Origin of the sequence: Streptomyces sp. NPDC002884 (assembly GCF_040295245.1) — a bacterium.
Classification (GTDB): domain Bacteria; phylum Actinomycetota; class Actinomycetes; order Streptomycetales; family Streptomycetaceae; genus Streptomyces.
Genome location: NZ_JBEOVB010000060.1, coordinates 1 through 24,872, shown reverse-complemented (window position 1 = coordinate 24,872; position 24,872 = coordinate 1). Strand labels below are relative to the sequence as shown.

Sequence of the window (24,872 nt, the reverse complement as noted above, 5' to 3'; positions counted from 1 at the left end):
CCTTCCACGAGGAAGGCGTAGTCGCGGTCGGCTGTGCCCCGCAGTTCCGGGTAGTAGCTGTCCTGTAGCCGCCACATCGCACCGTTGTCCGTGGCGTGCTGGGCGACATGGGTCAGCTCGTGGCAGATGACCTTGGTGAGCACGGCCGGGTCGTTGAGCCGGCCGGCTTCGTACATGGACTGGGGCAGGATCACCAGCTCGATCTGGCCGAGACGGAAGTCGACAACCTGAGCACCGACCAGCAACCAGCTGCGGTGACGGCTATTGCATTGAAGGTAGTGCTGGACCTTCGCCTGGCGCTTGCGGCGTCGAGGTGCGTGCAGCTCGCGGGCTTCGGCCCGCAGCAGCCGTGCGCTGCGGCGCTGGTGCGCCTTCAGCCATGCACGCGGGGACATGGTCCGGATGACCACCGTGTCGGGCAGTAGCAGTCCCGTCACCGCTTCGACGAGCGGGGCGGTCTCGGCGGCGACGGCCTCAACGCGCTGCGCCAGGTCGTCGAATCTGCGGCCTGCGCCATGGTGGACGGTGATGTTCATACGTTCCTCTGAGAACGGAGTGGATGGTAGGGGCGTGTGTGAAGGGAGGGGTGTGGGGGTGCGTGCCCCGCCGCAGGCCTGGCTCGGACGGGTGGCCTGCGGCGGGGCTAGGGGCCCGCGCACGGCAATGCGGATCCACGGGGGTGCCGTGCGCGGGAGCTCTAGAGCGCGGCCGCCGGGTCTGCTCGGGCGTGCCGGGTGAGGTGGGCGAGGCGGGCGGACCATTGCGTGCGGTCGGTCTCCTCGCCCGGGTGGCCTTGTTCGTGGAGGAGGGTCTGGGCGAGGCGGATGCGCTGGACTTCGCCGGTACCGGCGGGGGCGTAGGTGGTCTGCATGTCGCGCCAGACCCGCTCGAGGGGGTAGTCGTCGGTGAGCGCGTTCGCCCCGTGCAGCTCCATGCTGTCCCGGCCGGCTTCGGCTGCGAGTTCGTGGCCGATGGCCTTAGCGGCGATGAGCTCCATGTCGCAGGGAAGGCCGCGGTCGAGCATGTCGACGGCGTGATAGGCCAGAATCTGGGCCATGATCAACCGGGCCGACATCTGTCCCAGCCGGTCACGGACCACCCCGAGGTCGGCGACCGCCCCTTTGTAGCGGGGGCGGCTGCTGACGTGCTGTGTGGTGAGGGTGACGGCCGCTTCGTGCAGGCCCAGACTGACCGCGGCCAAGTTGGGTCTCCCGTACAGGACGCTGCTGGACTGCGCGACGTCGAAGCCCTGGCCCTCCTCACCGAGGATGTTGTGTGACGGGATGCGGACGCGGTCGAAGCTGATCAGTCCGTAGCTGAAGCCGTGCAGGCCGAGCTTGCTGGTGTGGCGATGGACGTGCACGCCTCGCTGATCGGTACGCACGAGAAACGCGGTAAGGGCCTGGGAAGTGCGCGTGCCGGGCGGGGTGGTGCGGGCGATGACGACATGAAGGTCGGCGAGGTGGCTGTTGCCGACGTGGGCCTTGGTCCCCGACAACACCCACGCCTTGCCGTCCCACTCGGCACTGGCTTTCATCCCGCCGATGTGGCCGCCCTGGTCCGGCTCGGTCACCGCGATCGACATCAGCAGGCTGCCGTCGGCGACACCGGGCAGCAGCGCGGCGTGCTGGTCGGTATTGCCGTAGTGGAGGAGGGCGGCGACCGGGATCAGGCTCGCCTGGAGGATCGCGGCGGCCGCGCCGCAGACCCGGGCGAGACGGTGGATCAGGATCGTCTTCGCGACGTGTCCGGCCTGCATCCCTCCGTAGACGGCGGGCACGGTCACACCGAACCACCGGCGCTCGGCCAGGAGCCGGGCGGTCTTGCGGTCGACGCGGCTGGGCGCGCTCTCCATACGCTCCACCAGGGGCAGGATCTCGCGTGTGGCGACGTCGTCGGCATCCGCCCACAGCGCCTGATGGGCGGGCGTGAGGAACCTGTCGAGAGTGGCGGGCGTGGCGGGCATGGGCATGGGCGGTCCCTCTCCCCGGAAGGGGCTCGTGTGTTCAGGGGGCTGGCTGCGGGCTGATCTTGAGGGCGTCGGCGGCTGCCCGACCCGCGTCCCGGACGACGTCCTGGATCCGGGTGGCGTCGGCGAGGGTGCGCGGCTCGGGGTCGATGACGCAGACGGTGAGCAGGGCCAGGCCTGTGGCAGGGTCGATGAGGGGGCTGCCGAAGTAGGACTGGATGCCGATGGCGTCGACGACGTGGTTGCCCTGGAAGCGCGGGGAGGCGGCCACGTCGGGCAGGGGCAGGCCGCGCCTGCGCTGGACGACTTCGGGGCAGTAGCCGTGCGCGCGGCTCATGGTGCGGGAGACGAGGGGATAGCCGGCGTCGGGCGGCGGGTTGCGCAGCCCGAGGAAGGTCTGGTCCTCGGCGAAGGCATTGACCATCGCGTAGAGGAAGCCGGCGCGCTCGCCCATATCGTCGGCGATGTCGTCGAGGACCCCGGAAGCCTCCGGAGGAATGCCCAGCTCGGTGAACCTCCTCAGACGGGTGGCCATCTCGGAGAGTTCGGTGGCCGGATCATCGGTGAAGACCTCGAGCGGGCGCTGCACCGGGCGGAAAGCCGGAACAGGTACGGCAGACGCGCGAGGGGGCGGGGCAGGGGCGGAAGCGGTGTGGTGGACCGGAGGGAGGGTCATCAGGCGTCCAGGAGAAGGGAGTCAGCGGTTGCGGTGTTCACTGCGTGCTGCACCAGGGCGAGGAGCACCCTGGCGACGGAGTCGGCGTTGCGGGCGTCGCAGAACATCAGCGGCACGCGGTCCTCGACGTCGAATGCGTCGCGGATCTCGGCGAGGCTGCGCGGGGCGGCTTCGGGGAACTGGTTGATCGCGATGACGAAGGGCAGGCCGAGCTGTTCGAAGAAGTCGGCTGCGGGGAAGCTGGTGGCGAGTCTGCGGGTGTCGGCCAGGACGACGGCGCCGACGGCACCCTCGGCCAGGTCGTGCCACACGTTCCAGAACCGCGGCTGTCCGGGGGTGCCGAACAGGTAGAGCTCGACGGGGTCGGGGGAGTCCCAGCCGACGCGGCCGAAGTCGAAGGCGACGGTGGTGGTCGTCTTGTCTTCGATGCCGTGCAGGCTGTCAACGGGTTCGCTTCGGGCGGTGAGGAGTTCCTCGGTGCGCAGGGGAGGGATGTCGCTGATGGCGGCGATGGCGGTGGTCTTGCCGACGCCGAACCCTCCGGCGACGACCAGTTTCACGACGGCCCGCTCGACGGGAGCAAGGTGCTGGCTCACGTTCCTCACCCGGCCTTCGCGTCCGCGTCGGGCCAGCGGCGCTTGAGGCCGGCACTGAGCCTGAACAGCGTCTGGAGCCCGGCATCCAGCCCGGCCGGCGTGTCCGCTGCCGGCACGGTCAGGGAGCCTGCGTCGATCAGGTCGGAGACGAGGACCGTGACGGCGGTGACGTGCAGGCCGGTGGTTCCGGCGAGTTCGGCGAGGGGACGGCGCCGCTGCCGGCACAGCTCGATGATCTGGGTGCTCTCCTGGCCGAGTCCGGGGCGGGGCTGGCGGCGGCCGGGCCCCAGGACGGTGTGCAGGCTCAGCCGGTGACGGGGGCGGGTGCGGCCGTCGGTGACCGCGTACAGGCGGACGATCCGGTTCGTCTCGTCGACAACTGCGGTGCCTAACGGGACTTCGCTGCCGGTCGGGGATGTCATTCGGCACCGTCGCTGTGGCCGTCGCGGGCGCGGACGGGGGTGGTCATGAACGGCGCGAACCGTGTCACCAGACGCCCGGTGGCGTAGGCGATCGTGCCGATGTTCGCGTCGGAGCGGGCCAGCACCACCAGTACCGTCGAGACGGTCGCGCCGTTGGTGTTGAACGCCTTCCCGACACCGGCGTCGGTGAGCAGGAACAGAGCGTCGTCCCGTTCCACCAGGACCTGCTGGGGCGGCAACTTCGCGCCCATCGGCCCGGACACCCCGCGGGCCAGACCGGCCATTCCGGAGAACGCCGCGGCCAGCTCGTCGGTCCAGTCGCCGTCCATGTGGGCGCAGCGCACCTGCTGCATGCCGTCGCGCGAGGCCAGCAGGGCGTCCGTGACCCCGGGAGTGTCCTGGACGAACTGCTCGAGCAGGCGCGTCATCTGCCCCTTGACCTCGTCGGGGGAGGCCGCAGGAGGGCCGGACATTGCTGAGGTCGGCGAGTGGTTCACGTCGTAGGTCATGACAGTTTTGCTCCATGCGAGGTAGCAGGGATCAGGAAGGGGTGACCGGAGGTGTGCCGGGCTGCGGCTTCGCGCTCAGGCCGGCGTTGAGGCCCGCACGCCAGTCGGCTACGGCCTCAGGGTTTGCTGCCCGGGCCGGCATCGCCAGCGCGGCGGTCGCGGCCGGCATGGGCCTGTCCACCCGCTGGCGCCGGGGCAGCGGGTCCGAGTCCGCACCGCCTGCGTTCGGGGCGGGCCGGACGAGTTGCTGCACGGCTCCCGCACGCCCAGGCTGCGCGGCGGCGGGTGCCGGTTCGGCGGGGACAGTGACGGTTCCGAGGGCGGGAGTGAGAGGGACGAGGTAGCGGTTCGGGATGATCACATTGGCGGTGGTCCCGCCCATCGCGTTCATGACGAGCCACACCTTCAGACCATGCCTTGCGGCGATCTTCGCGGTGGTGATCAGTCCGAGGCTGCCGTTGCGGACCTGGCCCGCGACGTCAGCCTGGTTCGGGCGTTCGAGGAGATGATTGAGCATGTCCCGCTGAGCGGGAGACATCAGGAGCGTCGCCCGGTCCTCGACCTCGACCAGCAGCCCGGCCGCCACCTTCTGCGCTCGCACGACCACCTTGGTCGCCGGGTCGGAGTGCTCCAGGCCGTTGTCGATCAGCTCGGCGAGCAGGTGCGCCACTTCGGGGTGCACGTGGGCGGGCAGCGCGTACGCGGATCCGGTATCACCGGCCGCCGTCTGTACCCGCGTGTACTTGACGACTTCCGATTTCGCGCCGCGCAGCACCGTGGAGACAGCAACCGGTGCCCGGGTCTCCCGAAGCGACCGGCCCCCCAAGACGACCGATACGCTTTCGACCATGCGGCGCAGCCGCGTGGCGAGGTGGTCGATCTTGAAGCTCCGGTCGAGCAGTTCCGGATCCTCGGTCGACTGCTGCAGACTTGTCAGGTGCTCCAGCATGTCGTCGATCAGAGTGTGCTGGCGCCGCGTCAGGGTCCGGTGCATCTCTACCAGCACGGCCGCCTGCGACTCGTCGTGCACCCGCATCAGGGCACCCGCTCCCTGCACCTTCAGGTCGGCGACCAGATCGATGACCCGTTCCACCGCGTCGCCGCCGGCCAGCGCGGGCTCTGGAGGCAGAGGAGGCCGCTTCCCCTGACACAGTTTGCCCGCCGTCCACACCATCATGGCCTCGGCAGCGCTCACCGCCTCCACGACCCGCTGAAACTCCCCGTCACGCCTGCGGTCGAGGGCGGCCGCGACCATCTGCGCTCGGATGACGCCGACCAGGGCCGCAACGAGCACGCTCCCTACGAGAGCGACGGAGAGCTGCGCCAAGGTGAGGTGGTACACCCAGGCCGTCAGGACCGCGACGCTCTGTAAGGCGGCCGCGCACAGTAACGGCGCAACGAGCACGCTGCCGACCTTGCCGGACAGGTAGCGATCCGCGCGGGGGCGACGGCCGTGCGCGCGACGGTGGGTGGTGGGACGGAGGGACATGACAATCCTCAGAGGTCGGGTTGCGGCAGAGACGGAAGGGGACAGCGAGCAGACGAACTCGGTGGCTGGCCGGGCTGGTTCCCCGGCAGAGCAAGGCGGCACCAGGTCACTGCGCCGGCGTTGCTGGTGCCCCAGCTCCCGCCGTTCTCCCGGGTCAGGACCTCCACCAGAGCCAGCCCGCGCCCCGATTCGGTGTCGTCCCCGACCTCCTTGCGGCGGGCATGGCCTGGCATGCCGTCGGTGACAACGATGTGCAGGACACCGCGGTCAATGCGAAGACTCAGCGCGATCTGGCGGGTACCGCTGTGCAGGATCGCGTTCGTCAGCAGCTCCGAGACGACGACCGTCACTTCGTCGATGATCAGGTCCAGGCCGCAATACCTGAGCTTGGCCGCCGCAATCCGACGCAGGGCCCCTACCCGGGTCGCGTCCTGAGGACGGGGCGGATCGTCACCGTTACGGGGGACGATTTCGATCCGCTCCCTCATCACTTCTCCGTCGCGATGCCGAACCGCGCGGGGCGTTCGTACGGGTGGTGTCGTCATTACGTCCTCTGAGGGGGCACCGTAGCGATGGTTGACCGACACGTTGTTGCGCAAGGAGGCTTATGAGGCGCCAGGGGGCCAGAGCGGAGGAGATATAAATTGGTGGCAACGGCGACTCTTTGAACCTGAGTTCGTAGTTGCGCGTCACGACTTTTGCTCGAGTAGCAGGATGAGCGCCGGCCGACAATCTCCAGTTCGACCGAGGCGATGGCAGAGTAGGCAGCTGAGCGTAGCCTTGTCTTCAGGGCTCTTCATCGCGGGTTTTCTAGGAAATCGCTCCGCCGAAATTTCTGCGGTCCCCACCAGGACGGGTGTTCCCGCTGAAGCAGACTCCGCGTGGTGGGACTTGAGAGCCGACCCTTATCAAACTCGGTTCTGATCGTGCGGCTGACGGGCTCTGCTCGTCATTCATGCCGCGTCTGCTTCATTCCTGCACCCACACACGCGAATAGACCAAATTCTCAAGCAGCCGCGTACTGCAACCTCTCCTGCGGTGCGCAGAGGCCTATTGACGGCCCCGCAGTGGAAGCAAGCCTCGCCGTGCAGACGGACAATGCTCACGCGACGGTTGACGATCGCGGGCACAGCGCTCTGACTGGTCGGCATTCCCACTCCCAAGTGTTGGCTTCAGCGTCTCAACAAATGGTGAGGGTGGAGGTAGGCCACAAGTACCCCTGCGAGGGGTACTTGGGGCAGGAGTCAAGTTGCGGCGCACCACTCGGCAAAGTTGGTGAGCGTCTCTGCGTCGGCGCGCTTCAAACGCCGAAGCGTGGCAGCGTCTTCACGGACCCATGGATGTTCACGGGTGTGCTGGGGGGCAATATGCCGCGCCACCTTGAGAGACTCGAAGGCATGCTCTGCCTTGCCAGACCACAGTTGGGCGCGAGCCAGTTCGATGTAGAAGCCGCTGCGCCGCTCCGCGGGCAGGTCAGACGGAGGCTTCCACTCGCGGGCGACATCCAAGGCTTGGCTGACGTGATCGTGGCCGAGGCTGACAGCGACGGAGACTTCGTGGATGCGTACAGAATCGGGTCCGAACGCGGTGCCGTGATACACGCCCTCTCTGACGCGTGCGGCAAGAGCGGCAGCCTCAGCGAGGTGTGTATGAGCGGCCGACACCGCAGAGGCGCGCCCAGCGATGACTGCAGCCCTCATGTGGAGAGCTCCTCGCGCTGCGACTTCGGCCGGCGCTGTGGGGGTAGGCATCTGGGCCAGAGCCTGTTCCAAGGCGCGCAGGCCAGCAGCATGGGCGCGTGCGGCGAAGAAGGTCTCCGTGCTCACATATGCGACTGACGCGGACAGGAGGGAATCCCCTGCCTCAGGGGCGATGCGACGCATGAGGTCGACCATGCGCGCTGAGAGGTCGTGGGCGCCGAACTTGTATGCCACGGCGTCCGCAGCGCGGTATGCCTTGACCAGTAGAGTGACAATCTCTACTTTGTCGCGAGCAGGTGCCTGATGGTGAGACCGAGCTAACTCTGATAGGAGAGCGGGTAGTTGCCGCGCGATACGCGCGTATTGAGCGGCCAGCCGCCATCGCTCGGCGCTAGCAACGGCAATGCGCAGTTCATCCAGAGGCCGCACCGGGCCGTCCTCTGGGAACTCGTGCGTCAGGAGCACAGCCGACAGTAAAGGTAGTGCTTCGTGTACCGGCGTGGACGCGGTTCCACGGTCGGAGCGAAGTCGGGAGGAGTCCACGCCGAGCGCGTCCGCGATGGACTCGAGGGTAGCGTCACTGATGCCGCGGTCCCCCTGCTCGATCTTCCTGATTGCGCCCACCGACACACATGCTGCGTCCGCGAGTTGCTGCTGCGTCATTTTTGGACGCATGACACTGCGGTAGTAAGCGATCCTGTCGCCTACCCCGCTACGACTGCCAATGGGCATGCTGACTCCATCTATCGACCCCATACGGTATACGTTCAAAAACGCTGCGTATATGTCAATGCTCCAGGTTGCCAACATCGGAAGGCCTACGACATGTCGTCAGCCCGCAACCAGAGAGACGAGCTCCGTCAGGTCGTCGATTCGCCAATCCGCAGCCTCGACGACCTCTGGGGTGTCGGCCCACAGATGCCCCCAGGGCCCTCGACGTAGATGCGCCGCCCTGAGACCAGCAGCCTTAGCCGGAAAGATGTCGTTGGCTGGATGGTCGCCAACGTACAGTGTGCGATTCGCTGGCGCTTGGGAAATCTCCTGTACTCGGGCGAAGAACTCCTGTTGGGGCTTGGCGACACCCCATTGTCCAGATGTCACGATTTCGTCTGCTGGAAGGCAGAGTGATCGCAGCAACTCACCCGCACGTACGGTCTGGTTGCCAGCGATGACGACGCGCAAGCCAGCTTCTTGCAGAGCTGCAAGCGCACTCCGCACATCCGGATAGATGTCCGATTCGTCCAAACGCTCGCCGCGGCCCGCCGCCTCGCGTGCACGGTACTCCGCGGCCACATCGATGCCAGGGCGAGCCAAGCGCAGAGCCTCTGCGTTATCCCGCCCCAGCGCGACAACAGCGCCTACGAGTGCGGACAGGGTGTGGGGAGGCATGTCCAGCCAGTCAGCCCAGGACCTCCAGTAGCGATCATCCTTAGCGATCGTCTCGCCGACGTCGAACACGATGGTCTCAATCACTGTGTGAGAGTACGACTCTCATGACACCGGGGCAGCGTGTCCGCCCTTGGCCCTCCTGCTGTTTTTTGGTCCGCAGATGAGGGGCCGTCGACGCGCCGGGTCGGTTTGGGCGAGTGTCAGGCGGACCAGGCCCGCACCAGCAGTGTGCCCAGTGCCGCAGGGTCTGGATCGGGCAAGATCCGCTCGTCGATGTCGGTGAAGCCGTGGCGCTTCAGGATGTCAGCCCACTGCTGCGCGGTGTACTGCCACCTGTACACCGTCAGCTCTGCCTCTCGTCCCTCCAGCCATTTCCCGCCCATCTTCTGTGCCCCGTGCTGGCCGGTGATCGGCTCGCGGTGGGAGAACGCAAAGACACCGCCGGGCTGTAGCCGCTTGGCGACCAGAGGAAAGAGCTCTTCTGGGTCGGTGAACCACACAGCGCCCCACGTCGAGTAGATGGCGTCCCACTGGCGCAGTTCGTCACGGAGAAATGCACAGGCTTCGGCGTGGACGAAATCCAGTGCGGGGAGGTCGGCCCAGAAGCTCCGCGCTCTGTTCACCTGGGCGGGCGAGAAGTCCACGGCGGTGACGTGGACGCCGTTGCGGGCGAGGAAGGCGGCGTTCTCTCCCTCCGCCGGTCCGAGGTCCAGCGCGGTTGTCGGCGAGCCGAGGAACTCCGAACCGGGCCCGTGCCCCGCAATGCCCGTCCACTCGAAGCCTTCCGCCGCCGGGCGTGGCTGGAGGTTCTTGCCGCGATGTGGTCTGTACGTGTCCCAGTACTCGGCTGGAGTCTTGGGGGCGGCGCTGAACATCGGTCCTCCACAAGCAGAACGGGTTCCAGAGGCGTCAAGCTACCCGGCTGCTTCCTGTGATGTATGCGAAACGAGTGAAAGCGCATAAAAGCCACAAAGAAGCACAGCTCGGACCATCGGTGACGGCCCGAGCTGTGCGTGGTCCTACGGGATCAGTGGCAGTTCTCACCCGGCCGGCACGGCCCGCACTTCGCGAAGTCGGCCTCCCACAGAGGCCAGTCCACCGGGAACCCGTTGTCGGCGATGATGTGGGCGGTGCGCTCCACGGAACCGTCGTACTTGAAGGCGACCTCCGGGATGTGCTCCAGGAACTTCCCGGAGAAGTGCCTGGCGCAGAACTCGCGGTAGTTGCGGGTATCCAGAATGAATACGTGGACGGCAATGTCCACGATCCGCCCGCAACACATCTCGAGACCCTGGCCCCACTTCTCCATGGCCGTGATGAGGTAGGTGACGGCAGCCCCGAACAGGCGCTCCGCCATCACCCTGTCGAACGGATAGTCCCGCATGAGCAGCGCGATCTCGCGCTCCCACACCTCCAGGTCGACGAAGTCCCGCGGGCTGCGGGTGGCCGTGTACTCCTCACGGCCCTCTGCGATGGCCAATATCGGTGTCGCCATAGTGCCCTCCGATTCTTTCGGAACGCGGTGGTGTTACCTGCCGGCCGCCGGGAGTGGGGCCCGGTGTCCCGCACCCAGAGCTCGCTGCGCGGCAGCCCCGCGAGATCCCAGCCTGGTCGACCGCCACACGAGAAACTCAAGGCGGCGAGGGACGTCGACGTTGCCCGTGTCGCGTGTTGGTGGCGCTGATGACATCAACGTGACTGTAAGACCGCGGCGTTGGCACACGACAAGCGATGTTCTTGAATGTTCGCAGAAGCCGGATCGATGTTCTCGTCTGGTCTCACGAGGAGAGGGACACGCTGTAGAACGGAGGCGTGAGCCCGGACATAGTGATGGCGACCTGGCCCACACCGAGGGAGGCAACCCATGGCGCGACGACTGCGGTTCACCGGTACCGACAGCAAAAACGGCGGATGCCCGGCCCTGCACGAGGACATCGACTCCGGACACGTCATCGTCCAGGGACCGCCACTCACCGACCCCAATGATGTGGCCCAGCTCCAGCACCTGGGCCCCGACGACACTGCGGTGGTCGTGCCGCGGGAACTGCTCGTCAACCACGGACCGAAAGAGATGCAGCGCGTGCCCAAACTCATCAGCACCGAGGAGTTCGGCCTGCTCTTCCAGACGTTCAAGCACTCGGCCTGGCACCTCGAGACCCGGCGCGGCTACGCCTCGGACCGCCAAGACCCTTCATATGCCCTTTTCCTCAAAACCGGCACGGCGGCCATGGACCTGGACAGCGCGTGGTGCACCAACATCTCCCGGCAGACATCGAGCGGCAAGTACGTGGGACGGGTCCGAGTCGTCGACAACCCACCCACACAAGGTCAGCGCTATCTGCTGGACTACGCGCGCTGCAACGCCGCCACCGGCGAAGACGTACGCAACCTCTGGCGCGATGACGCAGACCGTGCAAACCTGCCGGCCGAAGACTTCTGGATCTTCGACAGCCGCCTGGTCGCCGTCCTCAACTTCGACGACACTGACGCCTTCCATGACGTGGAGATCATCACCAAGCCCACCGAAGTACTGCGCTACTGCCAAATCCGTGACGCTGCAATCCATCAGGCCACACCCTACGACCAGTTCGCCGCGCAACTGCGCGCCAAGGGGTAGCAGGAGCCGGTGAGTACTGACTTCCAACAGGCCCGGGAGACTCTCGGGCTCCGGCTCCGCGAACTGCGACTCTCGGCCCCGGGAGGCCGACTCACCGGCACTCAGCTCGCCCTACGCCTCGGCTGGTCACACTCCAAGATCTACAAGCTCGAGAACGGACAGCAAACGGCAACGGCCCAGGACCTGCGAGCGTGGGCCGACGGGGTAGGCCAGCCCGCGGCCTTCGAGGAACTCGACGCCCGCCTCAAGGGGTTCGAGTCCCGCATCCGCTCCTGGCGACGCCAGCTCGCGGCCGGACACCGGCCTGTGCAAGACAGCTGGAACCTTGAGGTCGGCCGGTCCCAGATCATCCACGTCTGGGAGGAAGCGGTCGTTCCCGGCATGCTCCAAACCGCCGACTACGCCCGCCACATGTTTCTCCAGTACGCCAACCTTCACGACACGGCGCGCGACACCGACGACGCCGTACGCGTCCGAATGAAGCGCCAGGCATGGCTGTACGAAGGTGATCACACGCTCCATGCCCTCATCTGGGAGGCCGCACTCCACGCCCTGATCTGCCCGCCGTCCATCCTCGCGAGCCAGCTCGACCGACTCATGGGAGCGGTCGGCCTGGACACCGTAAACCTGGGGATCATCCCACTCAGCGCACCGCTTAAAATCCCGACAGCCAACGGATTTTGGGTCCTGGACGACCGGTACGTGATCACCGAAGACTGGCACGCTGAAACATGGCTCGACGACCCCGCGTCCATCGCCACGTACATGAAGGTCTGGCATGTTCTGCGGAAGTCGGCCGTGTACGGCGCTGAAGCGCAGAGCATTATCGCGCGAGCACGCCGAGACAAGCGCCCCCCAACGGCACTTAGCTAACCCCCCATCCGCCGCCGCCCTGCAACCGTCCTCACCACATGGGCGACACTGAGGTCGGCGCATCGTGGCGCGCCCTGTCATTCAAGAGGCCACTGCGTGACGGAGCCCGCCCAGAGCAGCCTGGTGCGGGGTGTTTGATGTCGGCATTAGCCCTCTTGGGTCACGTTGGTGATCTGCACGGATACCTTCGTGCCCGACGACGCCGTACTGATCATGGACGGCCTGTAATTCAGTGTCGTCTCGCTCGACAGCTCGGCCGTCTGGATGACCGGTCCGGACTCGTCACCCTGGATCTCGTAAGTGATCTCGTACACCACGTCCGGATCGATTCCGTTGAAGATGCCCACGTAGGTCAACTCCGGCTCGACCGTCACGTTGCAGCCCGCCGATCCGAAGCACTGCCGTGAGGTGGTGCGCAACTCCATCGTGAAGTCGTCGGCGTCCAGGTCGGAATATGTCGGCTCCACCTCCGTCCCCGGCGACGATTCCGGCACAGCGGCGGCGGTGCCCTCCATGCCGTAGAGGCTGGGCCAGACAGTGGCGGTCGGTTCACTGCCGCCATGGCCGGACTGCGTGACCACGATGCCGGTCGCGACGATCGCGGCGATGGCGGCGGCAGCAGAGCTGATGATGATGACGTGGGTCCGCGACTTCCTCACCGTCGGCTCGGGCGGCGGTGGTGCCACAGCGGGCACGTGCGGCGGCGTGTCCTGGCTCATGGATCCCCCCTGGATCATTTATGGGTGGAGGCATGATGCGCAGCTGTGGAGACGGCGCGTAGGCGGAGCCACCGGGGTGTGACCCGAACGGGTGAAGCCTCGGCTGGACGTCGCTGGTCCAGTCGGTGCCGGCGAAGGTGGCAGGTGAGCGCGTAGGCGCCGGACCCGCGCCCGGTGGCCCATACAACGTGCGGACGGTCACGGGTCGCGGATGTCAGCCTGTCATCGCCACGGCGGTGTGGAGCTCGCGCACGCCTGTGGTGTGCGGGTGCCGTTCGGTCAGCTCGTTGACGATGGCGCGGAGCGCGGGACGGTCCAGGATCGTGGCGCCGACCAGAAGCCGCCGCACACGCCACGCCCAGGGAGAGGAACGAGCGCTGATGCCGACCTACGAGGTCACGTCGATCACAACGGTCGTACCCGTGTGCGGGGCGGGTGGGTCTTGTGGTCAGCCGGGGTTCGGGAGGGCGTGGAGCCGGTCGATCGCGTCCGTGATGAGGTCGGTCCAGGGCCAGTGGGCCGCGAATCTCAGGTGCCGTCGGCGGGCGGTGGTGATGAGTTGGGCAGCGGCGGAGAACAGGAGAACAGCCGTAACCGCAGGCGACGGGGCTCCCATCTGCGCCCCAGGCGTAATTGTTGATCATCAGGCGCACACCGACACCCCGCGCGATACAGCCGGTCGGTCCGGCCGGTCGTCGGGCTGAGGTTTCCCCGGTGGGCGTGAGACAGTTGTGGGTCCGGCCGGCGGGGTCGGGGGATCTTGCCTGTGGGGGGCGTCGGTGTCTGCGCGTGTTCATTCTGTGCGGCCTGGTGATCCGGGCCGGATCGGTCCGTACCGGGTCATCGGCCGACTGGGTTCAGGCGGCATGGGAACGGTCTATGCGGCTCTGGATCCCGGCGGGCGGCGGGTGGCGGTGAAGGTCGTCCACCCGGCGCATGCCGGCGACGAGGAGTTCCGGGCTCGGTTCAAGCGGGAAGTCGAGCTATCCCGGCGAGTTACGGGCCCCTGTCTGGTGCCGCTGCTCGCCGCGGACCCGGGTGCAGCCGATCCCTGGCTGGCCACCCCGTACGTGCCCGGCCTCACGCTCGGCGCGCACATCGCCAAGCACGGCCCGCTGTCCGGGGCCCGGCTCTACGCGCTGGCAGCCGGGACCGCCGCCGCGCTGGCAGCTGTCCACCAAGCCGGGGTGGTGCACCGCGACGTGAAGCCAGGCAACGTCATCCTGGCCCCCGACGGGCCGCGGGTGCTGGACTTTGGCATCGCCCACGCTCTGGAGGGCACCTCGGTCACCCGGACCGGCGTGATGACCGGCACCGCAGGCTGGATCAGCCCCGAGGGCTACCGCACCGGCGCCGTGGGGTCGGCCGGGGACGTCTTCGCCTGGGGAGCACTGCTCGCCTACGCCGCCACCGGACGCCTCCCGTTCGGCATCGGCGCACCGGACGCGGTCGCCGCCCGGGTGATGTCCGCCGACCCAGAGCGCTGCGCGTTCCTCCCGGTCGGCGAGTTCGACGAGGCCGCGGTCGGCGAGGTTGAGCACCCGCTGCTTCACGGGCGCCAGCACCGCATCCACCGCCCAGCCGTGCTCCGCCCCACGGCGGCGCGCCTCCACGGTCCTCAGCAGGTCGAGGGTCTTGTCGTCGGCGGCCATCGTTTCCCTCCCGCGCGTGCCTGTCCTGGTACGGCTCAACCGGCGCCGGAGCGCCGGCGTCACGGCCGTCCGGCGGTTGGGCTGTTACTCACTTTCGGGTGATGCCCGGCCCGGGGCGGGGCGGCGCACCCGGGTGAGCGGTCAACTCCCGCAAGGGTCCGCAACCTGGCGGGGCGTCAACATTGTGCATGCACGGCATAAATGGACGATGCATTCAAGAGTCACAGGAATGCGGGCAACAGGTAACACAGGCCGTGTTTCCTCCCCAACTGCCGCACAGGTTGGACAGAGTGTGGGTGCGCGGCCGGTCCGGCCGCCACCCGCACACCGCACCTGCTTTCCGCAGCGGCCGAGAAGGCCGCTTCCGGGAAGGTGCCCGCACCATCAGGGGGATTCCTTGACTGCTTCTGTCACCGCCCGCCGTCTGGCCGCCGCTGCACTCGCCGCCGGCGCCCTGGTCTCGGTGGCGGCGCTGCCGGCGACCGCGGCCGATCATGCCCGCCCGCACCGCCCGCAGGTGGAGATCTCGGACGTGCAGTACGACTCTCCGGGGCGCGACGACCGCTCGAACCGGTCGCTGAACAAGGAGTGGGTGGAGCTGACCAACACCACCCGCAACGCGGTGAACCTGGACGGCTGGACCCTGAGGGACGAGTCCGGCCACACCTACACCTTCGACGGCTACCGGCTGGCCGGCCGTGCCACGGTCCGTATCCACACCGGTGAGGGCCGCGACACCCGCGCCGACCTCTACCAGGACCGCCGCCAGTACGTGTGGAACAACGACCACGACACCGCGACCCTGCGCAACGACCACGGCCGCTTCGTCGACGACGAGCGCTGGGGCCACCGCCGCGGCGGCCGCCACTGACCCGTGCGGTAGCCCGGGGCGAAGGATGGCTGGTGGGCCGTCGCCACATACTGCGCTCCCCGGTGCGGCAGCCGTGACGGCTGCCGCACCGGGGAGCGTGCTCGCATCATCAGGGGCAATCCTTGCCCGCACCCGTCTCTGTCGCCGCTCGCCGCTCGCCGTCTGGCCGCTGCCGTGCTCGCGGCCAGCGTTCTCGTCGCGACGGCTTCCATCCCGGCGTCCGCGGCCGGCCACGCCGGCCGCAGGTGGAGATCTCGGCCGTCCTGTACGACCCCCCGGGACGTGATGTCCGCTCCAACCGCTCGCCATCGCGGCCGCATCGTCGACGACCACTCCCGGGGCCACCGCGCCGGCCACTGACCCGCCTCACAAAATCGTGCCGGCCGCGCGCCACCGAAGCCGGCACACCTCCTGCGGCGCGCCGGTGCCTGGCTCGGAACGGCGCGCCGCCGGCGTGCTCATGACGTCTACAGCGGTACCTGTTCGTAGGTGACGGTGGTGTCGGGGCAGGCTTCCGCGAGGTGGGTGAGGGCGTCGCGTTCGGCCGGGTCGGCGGGCAGATGCCAGCGCAGCTTGGTGGCCACCCAGGCGCTTGTGTACTCGCATCGGTAGGCGTCGACGGGGAGCCAGTCGGCGGGGTCTTTGTCGCTCTTGGAGCGGTTGGAGCTGCCCGAGACCGCGATCAGCGAGGTCGGTGCCCCTTGGTCGTTGGCGTATGCCTCGCGCCGGGCGGGCGTCCAGGCGGATGCGCCGGAGTCCCATGCTTCGGCGAGGGGGACCATGTGGTCGACGTCGAGTGAGGATGCCGCGGTGACCCACACCTGGTCGTATTCGGAGAACCAGCGTCCGCCCGTCAGTGCGCACCGTGCTCCGGTCTCGGGGGCGAGTTTGGCCTCGGACAGGATGACCTCTTTGCGGGTGTCGCATCCGTCGGTGGGGTTGAGGCCTTTGTTCCAGTGCTTGAACAGGGTCCGGCTGTAGCCGTCCCGGCTCTCGGGAGCTTCGCCGATCCATTCCAGGGCCTGGAACAGAGGCACCTCCTGAGCGGCCGCCGGGGCCGGCCCGGCAATGGCCGGGCCCGCGGCGGGAAGTGAGGGCGGGGTTGTCGCGGCGGTGGCCGGGGCGGCGGGGGATAGCGCCGCGAGAGCGAGCACGGCGGCGATGCGGGACAGTTTCTTGATCACACCTGGGTTGTAGCGGCCGGCCCGGTGGAGCGGGGAGGGCGGAGAAGGCCGCTTCACCCGGGCGGGTGCAGGAGTTCACCTGGAGAAACGCCACAGCAGGGACGCAAGGCTGTCCCGCCTCGGGGCCCGAAGGACGGGCTCAACGGACAGCGGCTGGACCGTGTTGAGGTTGTCGGCGGCCCGCCGGGACCGCTGCTGGGGCGGTGTGTGGTCTGTTGCGTTCCGCGGCTCCAGGGGCCGTGATGTCTGGAGAAGATTTTTCGGCGGCGTGTAAAGAGTCGGCTGCCCGTGGGTCTCTCAGAGTGTGTACGGCCGCTGCTTCACCGCGAGGCGCTGGGCCGCAGACTGGAGGAGGTCCGGTGGAGTTGACGGGTGGGGGAGTTGCGGTGTTCCCGGTGCTGCTCTTCGCGCCGGCGCTGAGCAGCGTGCTGAAGAGCATCGCGTTCGCAACCGCGCGGCGGGCAAGGCCGAGATGATCCGTGCACGGGGTGAGTCGGATGGGCGGGCGCGCACGGGGAAGCGGGGGCGGCGTGGCTGATCAGGAGGGGTCGCGGTCGCGGCACGCCGAGGCGCTGGGGGAACTGGTCGCGGAGCAGTACGGGCGGATGGCCGGTTACGCCGGCAAGCGGCTGCGCACCTGCAGGGTGCCGCGGTCTTCGGCGGGCCCCGAGGACATCGTGCAGAACGCCCTCAAGAGCGTGCTGGCCTACCCGGAGCCGATCGGCAATGTGCGCGCGTACCTCTACAAGGTGATGGACAACGAGATCAGTCGTGCGGCGCGGCACCACTGCACGGGCAGGGGTTACGCGTCCCTCGACGTGGACGTGCGGCTGGAGGACGAGCTGTCGGTCCATCCGGTCGACGAGGCCGAGCTACGCCTCGTCGTCGACGAGGCGGTGAGCGCCCTTCCACCGCAGCAGCGCAAGGTGATCCTGCTGACGCAGGAGCTGGGCATGACCCAGGCGGAGGCGGCCCGGGTGATGGGGGCCGCGCCGGGGACAGTGGGCGTCCACGCGCACCGCGCGGTCCGCGCGCTGCGCGTGAGTCTCGTCGGTCTGGGCGTGGCGCTGGTCGTATGGGCAGCCGGGAGCCTGATGTTCGGCGTGCGGAGCATCATCCCGGCCGCCGGCATAGGGATGCAGGTCGGCATCGCGGTGGTCCAGGTCATCCTCAGCATCGGTGCCGCCACCGTCCTGTGGGCGTTGGCGACCTACTCTCCAGGGGAGCTCTGGAGGGGGCTGCGGCAGAGGCTGAAGAACGGGACCCTGTGGCCCGACGACGGTCCCCCCAGTTGAAGCAGCGTGGGCGCCGGCTTCTGCAACAGCCCGCCTTCCGGCAGGTCCGGCGGCCCGGACCAGGGCCGGCCCGCAGGGGCAGCCACCTCACAGGGTGTCCCTGCGGGGCGTGTGCATCTTCGGCGATGCTCACGCGCGGTGCAGCCCCGCTTCGCCGGCCCGGCCCGGCCCGGCCCGGCCCGGCCGTGCAGCGTCACCGCCGTTGATCGGTTGCTCGCCCACCGAGTCGCCGACGACTCTTCCTGGCGCCGGGGGTGAGGTCCGGGGCTGTCCAGTGAGGCGCTTTGGATGACTCCCGGAGGGGCCCGGGCCGGGCACGGTTCGGGCCCCTCGTCTGCCGCACGCGTCCAGGGGGAGAGGTACGCGTCGCGGTGCCCGACGACGGTTGTGCAGAATGGTCACATCAAGCAGCGACCGCACGGCCGTCATGACGGTGGGTCGAAGCCGTAGCGCGGGCAATGCAGGCCGCTGGACTGGACCGTCCCGTCCTCCCGGGCGCCCAGGCGGCGCAGTACCGCGATCGAGGCCGTGTTGCCGGGCAGGACGAACGCGAAGACGACAGGGAGCGAGAGGGGGCCGAACGCGAGGTCCAGGCAGGCACGGCCCGCCTCGCCGGCGACTCCGCGGCCCTGCGCCCGTGGGTGCAGGGCGAAACCGAGGTCGACTCCGTACCCGGCCCGATGGCGCAGCCCGACCCGGCCGAGGAACGCGCGCGTGGCGGCGTCTCGGACCGCGAAGTCGCCGTATCCGTGTCTGGCCCAGTGGGCGACGTGGTCGTCGCACATGGCCTCGGCCGCGGATCGGCTGTCGGCCCGTCCGGTCGCCAGCCATCGCATGACGCTGTCCTGGCTGACCACAGCCTCGAAGAGATCGTCGCTGTCCTCGCGGCGGATCGGCTCCATCACAAGCCTCTGAGTAGGCAGAACGGGTCCGTCCAACCGGGCCACTCAGCAACTCCCCTCACCCAAGGAAGGGCCGAAGGAGCATACCCAGCGACTCTTCGGAACGATCGGGAGGCCCGGGCCTCGTGTGCTCGTCCTCGTCGTGGGTCCTCCAGCCCCCACGCCTGGTAACAGCTGTTACCATCGAGGTATGGCGAAGACACAGTTGGGCGCGCGCGTCGACAGCGAGATCAAGGCCCTGGCGGAAGCCCGCGCCAAGGACCGCGGCCTGAGCCTCGGCGACTACATCGCTGTCCTTGTGCACGAAGACACCGAAGGACTGCGGCGGCGGGGTCTGGACGCCGCGGAGCGGTTCCTCGCCGAGCACCAGGGCGTCTTCGACGAAGCCGAAGATGCCGACCGCCACACGCTCGGAGCACACGCCGCGTAATGGACCTGCACATCGACGTCCCCTGGATCCTGCAGGTCGCGGAGATCGCGGGGGCAGGGGATCCCGCCCCCGAGGACTACGGGGTGCCGGTGGCCGCGGTCGCCGCTCACCGGGCCGAGCTGCTGGACCAGCCCGTCTACGACGGCCCCTACGCCCGTGCCGCCGCCCTGGTGCACATCCTCGGCCGCTGCCGATGGCTGGAGCGCTCCAACATGGCCGTGGCCGCCGCGACGGGCGTGATGTATCTGGAGGCGTCCGGGATCCCGGTCAAGCCCGCCAGGGAGGATGCCATCGCCCTGCGCGACCTGCTGAGGGATCCCGCCTGCACCGTCGCGAGGATCGCCGCCCTGCTGCGCGGCTGGCCCGGGGTCACCTGAAATCCCCAGCCGGGTACGGGGCTTGCGGCGTCCTGCGCAGCCGGCGTCCCCGCGCTGACCAGGAGCAGCAGGACCGCGAGGGTGGCCGATCCGCTCGAGGTGTCCGGCAACTCAGAAGACGGTCCGTCATCTGCCGGCCGAGCACGTCGCTTGCCAGGAAAAGGAGCGCTCCGAGGACCGGCTGGACCGACATCGGCGCCGCTTCACCGCGACCGCCACCCACCTCTACGGTATCGGCCCCGACCACCAGGGCACCTTCGAATACGGCGGCACACCAGGCGTCTGGCATCAGGTGCGCGGCGCCACCGACCGGATCTTCACCAGCCCCACCACCCTCTACGCCACCGACACCAGCGGCGGGAAGCTCCAGGAGTACGACCAGTCCAAAAAGACCTGGACGGCCGTCGGTGACTCACCCGGTTCCCTCGCTGCGACGAACGACCGCCTCTACAGTGTCAGCGCGGACCTCTGCAGCGTCTCCGAATACTCCGCCACACCAGGAACCTGGTCCCCTGTCAGCAGCCCTTGACCAGACGGCCGCCTCGTCGTGCGAGACCTCGAGCCGAATGGCTGCGCAACCGCCCATGCCCATGCCGCCGACTGCGCAAGGGTGGGGGCAGCGGGCGGCGGCCATGCGCAGCCTCGTCCTCCTGCGCAGCCGGAGGGGCGGTGGCCGCGTACTGGCGCCCTTGCTCTGCGCAATGGTCTGTGCAACGCGGTGACCTGCGGTGGTCGGGCCTGTGGTCGGAGTGCCGCCCCCTCCGTGGCCAGGGGTATCACGCAGACCGCGAAGCGATGCGCAATTGCCTGCTGCGGTGGCCGAGTGCGGCCAGTTCCTTGTTGCACTCGTCGGCGCTGTAGGTGACCAGGCAGATCGGCTCCAGGAGCTCGAACATGCGACGGGCGATGTGAGTCGTCGGATGCAAGTGCGTCTTGCCCATCGGATTCTCCTTTTGTTCGGTGTGCCGACTCGGACCGTCCGCCACACCGGAACTCATCGGCGGCCGAGGGGAAGCAGCGCAGATGGGCCGGCGGTCCGCATGGCAGTGCACGCGGGGGAGAGGGGGGAGGGGGGACGGTCCAACTTCCGTGCCCCGTTGCAGATTTGGTGGTGCGTGACGTTCACGAGCAGGTCCAGCCGCACTCGCCTCGTACCGATGACACCGCCACGGCACGCCACCGGTGCAGGCCCTGCTCGTCTCTCGACCGGGACCCGAGTCCCCTCGGGCACTGTGCAGAGCCGACCGAAAACCCCGGGAGCGGAGGCCAAGGACATGGAACGGTCCGCGCGCGACACGCCGCACGGCCTGCCGCACCACCCCACGGCCGTCGCACGGGCGAGAGCAGTCGTCGTCCGGCGCTGTGTGCTGCCCGTGTGGCGGTCCCTGAAGGCTTACGGCCTGATGTGCCTGGGGCTGGTGGGGTACGACGAGGTGCCCGGGCCCGGCAGGACCCCCGAGGACGCCCGGCCGCGCGCCCACGGGGAAGCGGGGCGGCTGCCCGCAGCCGGGCACGGCCCGCTGCCCGCTTTCACCGAGCCGCCTCCGGGGCACCCCGAGCGGCTGCGGCCCGACATGCCGCTCACCGAGGCGGAACGCGCACTGGCGCGCCAGCTGTCGGGCCCCCTCACCGACAACGACCCCAGGCTGAGCTGACGACAGACACTCCGTCGCGCGGCCCCGGACAGTACGTCACGGTTTCGCCTGACGGCCGAGCTGTTCGATCGGCATCCCGGTGAACGCGGCCCTATGGGTTCAGCGCCCGTATCACCGGCGCGGGTAGGCCCAGAGCGGCCGAGGGCGGAGGTGACCGCGGTGGCGTCATCGCTCACCAGCCGTCCTTCGTGCAGCACTTCGACCTCGACGCAGCCCGCAACGCCGCACCCTCGTCCGCCAGGCTGTGCCGAGAGGTGCCGTGCTTCCTGCGCTGAACACCGGTTCCTTCAGTCGGCGGCTACTCGGTTGCCCATGGCGAGACATACGCCCGGACGGCCGGGGGAGCGGCGTTGTGCCGAGCCCGCAGCCGCTTGTCGCCCCCGGCCGAGAGCGGGGTGCACGCTCGAGGCGCTCCTCCGCGGGCGCCGGGGCGTCGCGGGCGTCGCGCGGACGGGTGGAACTCTGGGACGGTGAACGATGCCCGTACCGCCTCCTTGCAGGCGCGGCCGGCCACCAGCGCCGGTTCGATGCCCGCTGCGCAGCGTACTTCGACTCCCTGGCCGGCTCCGAGAACGACGCTCTGGAGGTCCCGCCGCACGGCACATTCCCCGCCCGTGTGCTGGACCTGTTGCGCGAGATGTCGCTGCGCGGCGGCAAACGCCTGCGCGTGGCCCTGATCCACGAGGCCGCCATCAGTGTCGAGTTGCTGCACACCCACGGCCTGATCCACGACGCACCCGTACGCCGCGGCGGCCCCTCCACCTACTACGCCTACCGCCGGGAGTTCCCCGACCGGCCTGACACCGCCCTCGCCGTCCTCGCCGGCGACCTGGCGGCGTTCCGGTCCGTGCGCGTGCTGAGCACCAGCGGCCTGCCGCCCGCCCGCGTTCTGGCCATGGCCGCCGTCCACGCCGACGCCGGAGCCGATCGCTTCGCCCGTGACGCCGCTGACCGGCCCGCCGCCTGGCGGGGACGCTGGCGGCCGGACGCCGTGGCGTTCCTTGAGCATCTGCCGGCCTGGACCGTCCACTGACGACGGCCCTCGCCCGGGCCGCGGTGCGGTACGGGCGGGTCGCCTCCGCGAAACGCGGCGGACACCGCCCCGCCCAGCGACAGACCGAGCGCCGCTCCGGCGACCACCTGCGTCCGGGTGCGGCGCTCGAGCCGCACCCGGGGCCAGGCCACAGGGCCGCGGACGCGGTCAGCGCGGAATGCGCCGCCTTCCCCGCTCAGGTGATCGCGGACCCGTCCGCCACCATGGCTGTTGCCGCCACCGCGATGGTTCTACGATCCCCGTCCATGACGACTCCCGACTGCTACACATGCGGCAAGGAAGCGGAGTTCGACGATCTTCCACCACGCGAGCGAGTGGCCCATGACCAGCACTGGCGGGTGGCCCATGCCTTCGGCACCGCGGTGCCCGGCTGGCTGGTGCTGCTGCCTCGACGCCACGTGGCCGCAGTCCACGACCTCACCCTCGCTGAGGCATCCGCCCTGGGCGGGTGGCAGGTCAAGCTCTCCCGCGCTCTTCGGAGTGTGACGGGCTGCGCCAAGACGTACGTCGTCCAATTCGCCGAAGCCGAAGGCTTCGCGCACGTGCACTTCCACATCGTGCCGCGCATGGCGGATCTGCGACCGGAGCATCGTGGGCCGGGCATTTTCGAGCTGCTGACGCGACCGGAGCAGGAGCGGGTGACGACTGAGCAGGCAGACCGGATATCCCACTCCCTCCGAGCTCGACTCCATGAGCATCCGAACGCTCAGTGACCGGATCGCGCCGGACACTGAGGCGATGTGCCCGGCCGGCGCCCGGGGCGGGTGTGACGGAGTGCTTCAACCGGCGATCCGAGCGATCGGACGCCCGGCTCAGAGCGGAGTGACACCGGTGGTGAGCGGTCCGCCGGCGGCGCGCCAGTCGATGAGACCGCGGCTCATGTTGACCGCGTCGAACCCGTGCTCCACCAGGAGGTTCGCCGCACCGGCGGAGCGCAGGCCGCCGGTGCAGAAGGTGATGAGCAGGCGGTCCTCGGGGAGTTCCAGGCAGCGTGCGGTGAGGGCTTCGAGCGGTATGTGGACGGCGCCGGGGATGTGCACCCGGTTCCACTCGAAGTCGCGGCGGACGTCCACGACGAGAGCGCCGTCCGCGACCAGGCGGACCGCTTCGGTGGCGCCGACGGCCGGGGGCCGGCGCAGGTAGTGACGGAAACTCATGCGCTGCGCACCTCCCCGCGTATGACGCGTATGACGCGCAGGACGCGGTGGGCGCCTGCCATGACGTGGAGGGACGGCAGCGGGGATTCCATAACCTTCAGGCTAGCTGAAGGTCAGGTGGTTCCTGATACCGCCTGCGCCATCTGTGCCCGCAGAGCCTCGGTCAGTTCGGGGTGCCGTGCGGCGAACTCCGCGTCGAGGCGGGCCACGACCTCCGCGGCCCGGGCCAGCAGGGACTCTCCCTCGGGGGTGACCCGCAGGCTGGAGGCGGACCCGGCGTGCGCGGTCCGGTCGTCGACGAGCCCGGCCTTCACGAAGGCGGCCACCGCGCTGTGCACGCTCTGCACGGTGATACGGGAGCGCCGGGCCAGCTCACTGAAGGAGATGCCGGGCGTTGCGCGGACGTGCCCCAGCAGGCCGTACTTACGGGTGGTCAGCCCGAGCGGCTTCAGGCCCTCGGCGAACGCGGCCTCCCACCCCCGGCCCACCGTGAGCAGGGCGACAGTGGGGCTGAAGGGAAGCGGCTCGGACACGGAGGCAGCGTACCCACCGACCACCATGCCGCCGCTTCACCCTGCTGCCCCGACCGTGACCCTGGTCCGCCACGGGTGCGGGCCGGCGCCGGCGTCACCGGTTCCCGCCCGGCTCTTCGTCCGCTGCCTGGGGTGTCCGTTCGTGGCCCAGCCGTTTCCGGCCAGGGTGAACCGGCGCGTGTCGTGGGCAGATGCCTGTCGGTCGACCACTGTCCGTCCGTTCTGCATCGTGCTCGCCCCGCTCTTGGTGTGAGGCAACATGGCCGGCGCCCTGGTACGCCAGGGCCCGGAGTTCCCTTCCGACGCCAAGGCCAACCGCCTCACCCGTGCCGTCGGGGGCGGAGCGTTCCGGTCGCCGACTCACGCAGCCACTTGCCTGGGGCCCTGCGTCTGCTTCGTGCCGGTCGGGAATGGAGCGGCCGGAGTGGTTGTTCCACCACATGAACCTGACATGCTCCGGTCAATCGGGGGGTGTGGGTGAGAGGAGGACTTCATGGCACGCAGCAGCATGCGTCCCGTCGTCACGTTGAGGTCGACGGCCGGGACCGGTGTCGCCTATGTGACGCGCAAGAACCGCAGCAACGACCCCGGCCGGCTCGTCCTGCGCAAGTACGACCGGCTCGCCGGGGCGCACGTCCCCTTCCGCGAGGAACGCTGAACCGCCTCTCCGCCCCGGGCGGACCGTGACAAGGAGGGAAACCCCATGAGGTCCCGTATCCATCCCGCGTCCCGGCAGGTCGCCTTCCGCGACCGTGCCGCGAACACCCTGTTCCTCATCCGCTCCACGGCGGCCTCGGACCGGA

At 69.0% G+C, this 24,872-nt stretch carries 30 protein-coding genes and 2 pseudogenes; 12 read left to right on the top strand and 20 right to left on the bottom strand.

Translation table 11 applies throughout. From position 1 onward, the window contains the following. From ABT070_RS44330 to ABT070_RS44275, 12 genes are all read right to left on the bottom strand, one after another. On the bottom strand, positions 1-536 hold a 536-nt coding region (locus tag ABT070_RS44330; protein WP_351768821.1), incomplete at its 3' end, for a hypothetical protein. Between the two features lie 161 nt (positions 537-697). Then, positions 698-1,972, bottom strand: coding sequence for an acyl-CoA dehydrogenase family protein (locus ABT070_RS44325; protein ID WP_351768820.1), 1,275 nt, complete (start codon positions 1,970-1,972; stop codon positions 698-700). 34 nt (positions 1,973-2,006) lie between these two features. Continuing rightward, complete coding sequence (locus ABT070_RS44320; protein WP_351768818.1) at positions 2,007-2,558, bottom strand: GAF domain-containing protein; 552 nt, start codon at positions 2,556-2,558, stop codon at positions 2,007-2,009. Between the two features lie 86 nt (positions 2,559-2,644). After that, complete coding sequence (locus ABT070_RS44315) at positions 2,645-3,241, bottom strand: GTP-binding protein (RefSeq protein WP_351768816.1); 597 nt, start codon at positions 3,239-3,241, stop codon at positions 2,645-2,647. 5 nt (positions 3,242-3,246) lie between these two features. Beyond that, positions 3,247-3,663: a DUF742 domain-containing protein gene (locus ABT070_RS44310; RefSeq protein WP_351768814.1), complete on the bottom strand. Its 417-nt coding sequence runs from the start codon at positions 3,661-3,663 to the stop codon at positions 3,247-3,249. After that, a complete protein-coding gene (locus ABT070_RS44305; protein ID WP_351768812.1) occupies positions 3,660-4,172 on the bottom strand; it encodes a roadblock/LC7 domain-containing protein in 513 nt (170 codons plus the stop codon). The genes ABT070_RS44310 and ABT070_RS44305 overlap by 4 nt, the downstream gene beginning before the upstream one ends. Before the next feature lie 31 nt (positions 4,173-4,203). Beyond that, positions 4,204-5,427 carry a sensor histidine kinase gene (locus ABT070_RS44300; protein ID WP_351768810.1) on the bottom strand — a complete coding sequence of 408 codons (1,224 nt, stop codon included), beginning with the start codon at positions 5,425-5,427 and terminating at the stop codon, positions 4,204-4,206. A 242-nt stretch (positions 5,428-5,669) separates the two neighbouring features. Further along, on the bottom strand, positions 5,670-6,149 hold the full coding sequence (locus tag ABT070_RS44295) for an ATP-binding protein (RefSeq protein ID WP_351768809.1): 480 nt from the start codon (positions 6,147-6,149) through the stop codon (positions 5,670-5,672). Between the two features lie 756 nt (positions 6,150-6,905). Beyond that, the gene (locus ABT070_RS44290) at positions 6,906-8,093 is read right to left on the bottom strand and encodes a helix-turn-helix domain-containing protein (RefSeq protein WP_351768807.1); all 1,188 of its coding nucleotides are present in this window, start codon (positions 8,091-8,093) and stop codon (positions 6,906-6,908) included. A gap of 99 nt (positions 8,094-8,192) precedes the next feature. Continuing rightward, positions 8,193-8,834 (bottom strand): HAD family hydrolase, encoded by a 642-nt coding sequence (locus ABT070_RS44285; protein ID WP_351768805.1) that lies wholly within the window; start codon positions 8,832-8,834, stop codon positions 8,193-8,195. A gap of 116 nt (positions 8,835-8,950) precedes the next feature. Further along, the gene (locus ABT070_RS44280) at positions 8,951-9,625 is read right to left on the bottom strand and encodes a class I SAM-dependent methyltransferase (protein WP_351768803.1); all 675 of its coding nucleotides are present in this window, start codon (positions 9,623-9,625) and stop codon (positions 8,951-8,953) included. Positions 9,626-9,777: 152 nt separating this feature from the next. Further along, entirely contained in the window at positions 9,778-10,245 is a 468-nt protein-coding gene (locus tag ABT070_RS44275; protein WP_351768801.1) for a glycine-rich domain-containing protein, read from the bottom strand. Positions 10,246-10,614: 369 nt separating this feature from the next. Here ABT070_RS44275 and ABT070_RS44270 point away from each other — a divergent pair, with 369 nt between their 5' ends. Further along, a complete protein-coding gene (locus tag ABT070_RS44270; RefSeq protein WP_351768799.1) occupies positions 10,615-11,367 on the top strand; it encodes a DUF6879 family protein in 753 nt (250 codons plus the stop codon). 9 nt (positions 11,368-11,376) lie between these two features. Then, positions 11,377-12,240: a helix-turn-helix domain-containing protein gene (locus tag ABT070_RS44265; RefSeq protein WP_351768797.1), complete on the top strand. Its 864-nt coding sequence runs from the start codon at positions 11,377-11,379 to the stop codon at positions 12,238-12,240. Between the two features lie 146 nt (positions 12,241-12,386). On the opposite strand, the gene ABT070_RS44260 is transcribed toward ABT070_RS44265, so the two are convergent. The 3 genes and pseudogenes from ABT070_RS44260 to ABT070_RS44250 form a co-directional block, all read right to left on the bottom strand. Continuing rightward, a complete protein-coding gene (locus ABT070_RS44260) occupies positions 12,387-12,959 on the bottom strand; it encodes a hypothetical protein (RefSeq protein ID WP_351768795.1) in 573 nt (190 codons plus the stop codon). Between the two features lie 214 nt (positions 12,960-13,173). Next, entirely contained in the window at positions 13,174-13,308 is a 135-nt protein-coding gene (locus ABT070_RS44255) for a hypothetical protein (RefSeq protein WP_351768793.1), read from the bottom strand. 99 nt (positions 13,309-13,407) lie between these two features. Then, positions 13,408-13,580: pseudogene (locus ABT070_RS44250) on the bottom strand (IS1380 family transposase); the annotation flags it as partial. A 158-nt stretch (positions 13,581-13,738) separates the two neighbouring features. On the opposite strand from ABT070_RS44250, the pseudogene ABT070_RS44245 reads away from it, so the two are divergent. Together ABT070_RS44245 and ABT070_RS44240 are read left to right on the top strand one after the other, a co-directional pair. Then, a pseudogene (locus ABT070_RS44245) lies at positions 13,739-14,440 on the top strand (serine/threonine-protein kinase); the annotation flags it as partial. A 568-nt stretch (positions 14,441-15,008) separates the two neighbouring features. After that, positions 15,009-15,482 (top strand): lamin tail domain-containing protein, encoded by a 474-nt coding sequence (locus tag ABT070_RS44240; protein WP_351768792.1) that lies wholly within the window; start codon positions 15,009-15,011, stop codon positions 15,480-15,482. A 467-nt stretch (positions 15,483-15,949) separates the two neighbouring features. Here the strand turns inward: ABT070_RS44240 and ABT070_RS44235 are convergent, their stop codons facing one another. Next, positions 15,950-16,666, bottom strand: coding sequence for an HNH endonuclease family protein (locus tag ABT070_RS44235; RefSeq protein WP_351768790.1), 717 nt, complete (start codon positions 16,664-16,666; stop codon positions 15,950-15,952). A gap of 530 nt (positions 16,667-17,196) precedes the next feature. Here ABT070_RS44235 and ABT070_RS44230 point away from each other — a divergent pair. Continuing rightward, positions 17,197-17,961, top strand: coding sequence for a sigma-70 family RNA polymerase sigma factor (locus tag ABT070_RS44230; protein WP_351768788.1), 765 nt, complete (start codon positions 17,197-17,199; stop codon positions 17,959-17,961). Between the two features lie 425 nt (positions 17,962-18,386). On the opposite strand, the gene ABT070_RS44225 is transcribed toward ABT070_RS44230, so the two are convergent. Beyond that, a complete protein-coding gene (locus tag ABT070_RS44225; RefSeq protein ID WP_351768823.1) occupies positions 18,387-18,863 on the bottom strand; it encodes a GNAT family N-acetyltransferase in 477 nt (158 codons plus the stop codon). Between the two features lie 190 nt (positions 18,864-19,053). Here ABT070_RS44225 and ABT070_RS44220 point away from each other — a divergent pair, with 190 nt between their 5' ends. The 3 genes from ABT070_RS44220 (at position 19,054) to ABT070_RS44210 (ending at position 20,199) form a co-directional block, all read left to right on the top strand. Further along, the gene (locus ABT070_RS44220) at positions 19,054-19,293 is read left to right on the top strand and encodes a hypothetical protein (protein WP_351768786.1); all 240 of its coding nucleotides are present in this window, start codon (positions 19,054-19,056) and stop codon (positions 19,291-19,293) included. After that, entirely contained in the window at positions 19,293-19,670 is a 378-nt protein-coding gene (locus tag ABT070_RS44215) for a fic family toxin-antitoxin system, toxin component (protein WP_351768784.1), read from the top strand. The genes ABT070_RS44220 and ABT070_RS44215 overlap by 1 nt, the downstream gene beginning before the upstream one ends. Positions 19,671-19,962: 292 nt before the next feature. Then, positions 19,963-20,199, top strand: a complete 237-nt coding sequence (locus ABT070_RS44210) for a hypothetical protein (protein ID WP_351768782.1) — start codon at positions 19,963-19,965, stop codon at positions 20,197-20,199. Positions 20,200-20,446: 247 nt separating this feature from the next. On the opposite strand, the gene ABT070_RS44205 is transcribed toward ABT070_RS44210, so the two are convergent. Then, positions 20,447-20,611, bottom strand: a complete 165-nt coding sequence (locus ABT070_RS44205) for a hypothetical protein (protein ID WP_351768780.1) — start codon at positions 20,609-20,611, stop codon at positions 20,447-20,449. A gap of 333 nt (positions 20,612-20,944) precedes the next feature. Between ABT070_RS44205 and ABT070_RS44200 the strand changes: the two genes are divergently transcribed. The 3 genes from ABT070_RS44200 to ABT070_RS44190 all read left to right on the top strand — a co-directional run bounded on the left by ABT070_RS44200 (position 20,945) and on the right by ABT070_RS44190 (position 23,092). Then, complete coding sequence (locus ABT070_RS44200) at positions 20,945-21,325, top strand: DUF6059 family protein (RefSeq protein WP_351768779.1); 381 nt, start codon at positions 20,945-20,947, stop codon at positions 21,323-21,325. A 454-nt stretch (positions 21,326-21,779) separates the two neighbouring features. After that, a complete protein-coding gene (locus ABT070_RS44195) occupies positions 21,780-22,358 on the top strand; it encodes a polyprenyl synthetase family protein (RefSeq protein WP_451103024.1) in 579 nt (192 codons plus the stop codon). A gap of 266 nt (positions 22,359-22,624) precedes the next feature. Next, complete coding sequence (locus tag ABT070_RS44190; RefSeq protein ID WP_351768777.1) at positions 22,625-23,092, top strand: HIT family protein; 468 nt, start codon at positions 22,625-22,627, stop codon at positions 23,090-23,092. Between the two features lie 99 nt (positions 23,093-23,191). Here the strand turns inward: ABT070_RS44190 and ABT070_RS44185 are convergent, their stop codons facing one another. Beyond that, positions 23,192-23,536, bottom strand: coding sequence for a rhodanese-like domain-containing protein (locus tag ABT070_RS44185; protein ID WP_351768775.1), 345 nt, complete (start codon positions 23,534-23,536; stop codon positions 23,192-23,194). Positions 23,537-23,649: 113 nt separating this feature from the next. Further along, a complete protein-coding gene (locus ABT070_RS44180) occupies positions 23,650-24,069 on the bottom strand; it encodes a MarR family winged helix-turn-helix transcriptional regulator (RefSeq protein WP_351768774.1) in 420 nt (139 codons plus the stop codon). Between the two features lie 493 nt (positions 24,070-24,562). Between ABT070_RS44180 and rpmG the strand changes: the two genes are divergently transcribed. Next, the gene (gene rpmG / locus ABT070_RS44175) at positions 24,563-24,727 is read left to right on the top strand and encodes a 50S ribosomal protein L33 (protein WP_351768772.1); all 165 of its coding nucleotides are present in this window, start codon (positions 24,563-24,565) and stop codon (positions 24,725-24,727) included. Positions 24,728-24,872 lie beyond the last annotated feature (145 nt).

Excerpts from the sequence above, each read along its gene's own strand:
- ABT070_RS44325 (WP_351768820.1), bottom strand. The coding sequence starts at position 1,972 with ATGCCCATGCCCGCCACGCCCGCCACTCTCGACAGGTTCCTCACGCCC.
- ABT070_RS44310 (WP_351768814.1), bottom strand. The coding sequence starts at position 3,663 with ATGACATCCCCGACCGGCAGCGAAGTCCCGTTAGGCACCGCAGTTGTC.
- ABT070_RS44305 (WP_351768812.1), bottom strand. The coding sequence starts at position 4,172 with ATGACCTACGACGTGAACCACTCGCCGACCTCAGCAATGTCCGGCCCT.
- ABT070_RS44300 (WP_351768810.1), bottom strand. The coding sequence starts at position 5,427 with ATGGTCGCGGCCGCCCTCGACCGCAGGCGTGACGGGGAGTTTCAGCGG.
- ABT070_RS44295 (WP_351768809.1), bottom strand. The coding sequence starts at position 6,149 with ATGAGGGAGCGGATCGAAATCGTCCCCCGTAACGGTGACGATCCGCCC.
- ABT070_RS44290 (WP_351768807.1), bottom strand. The coding sequence starts at position 8,093 with ATGCCCATTGGCAGTCGTAGCGGGGTAGGCGACAGGATCGCTTACTAC.
- ABT070_RS44280 (WP_351768803.1), bottom strand. The coding sequence starts at position 9,625 with ATGTTCAGCGCCGCCCCCAAGACTCCAGCCGAGTACTGGGACACGTAC.
- ABT070_RS44275 (WP_351768801.1), bottom strand. The coding sequence starts at position 10,245 with ATGGCGACACCGATATTGGCCATCGCAGAGGGCCGTGAGGAGTACACG.
- ABT070_RS44270 (WP_351768799.1), top strand. The coding sequence starts at position 10,615 with ATGGCGCGACGACTGCGGTTCACCGGTACCGACAGCAAAAACGGCGGA.
- ABT070_RS44260 (WP_351768795.1), bottom strand. The coding sequence starts at position 12,959 with ATGAGCCAGGACACGCCGCCGCACGTGCCCGCTGTGGCACCACCGCCG.
- ABT070_RS44225 (WP_351768823.1), bottom strand. The coding sequence starts at position 18,863 with ATGGAGCCGATCCGCCGCGAGGACAGCGACGATCTCTTCGAGGCTGTG.
- ABT070_RS44220 (WP_351768786.1), top strand. The coding sequence starts at position 19,054 with ATGGCGAAGACACAGTTGGGCGCGCGCGTCGACAGCGAGATCAAGGCC.
- ABT070_RS44215 (WP_351768784.1), top strand. The coding sequence starts at position 19,293 with ATGGACCTGCACATCGACGTCCCCTGGATCCTGCAGGTCGCGGAGATC.
- ABT070_RS44205 (WP_351768780.1), bottom strand. The coding sequence starts at position 20,611 with ATGGGCAAGACGCACTTGCATCCGACGACTCACATCGCCCGTCGCATG.
- ABT070_RS44200 (WP_351768779.1), top strand. The coding sequence starts at position 20,945 with ATGGAACGGTCCGCGCGCGACACGCCGCACGGCCTGCCGCACCACCCC.
- ABT070_RS44190 (WP_351768777.1), top strand. The coding sequence starts at position 22,625 with ATGACGACTCCCGACTGCTACACATGCGGCAAGGAAGCGGAGTTCGAC.
- ABT070_RS44185 (WP_351768775.1), bottom strand. The coding sequence starts at position 23,536 with ATGAGTTTCCGTCACTACCTGCGCCGGCCCCCGGCCGTCGGCGCCACC.
- rpmG (WP_351768772.1), top strand. The coding sequence starts at position 24,563 with ATGGCACGCAGCAGCATGCGTCCCGTCGTCACGTTGAGGTCGACGGCC.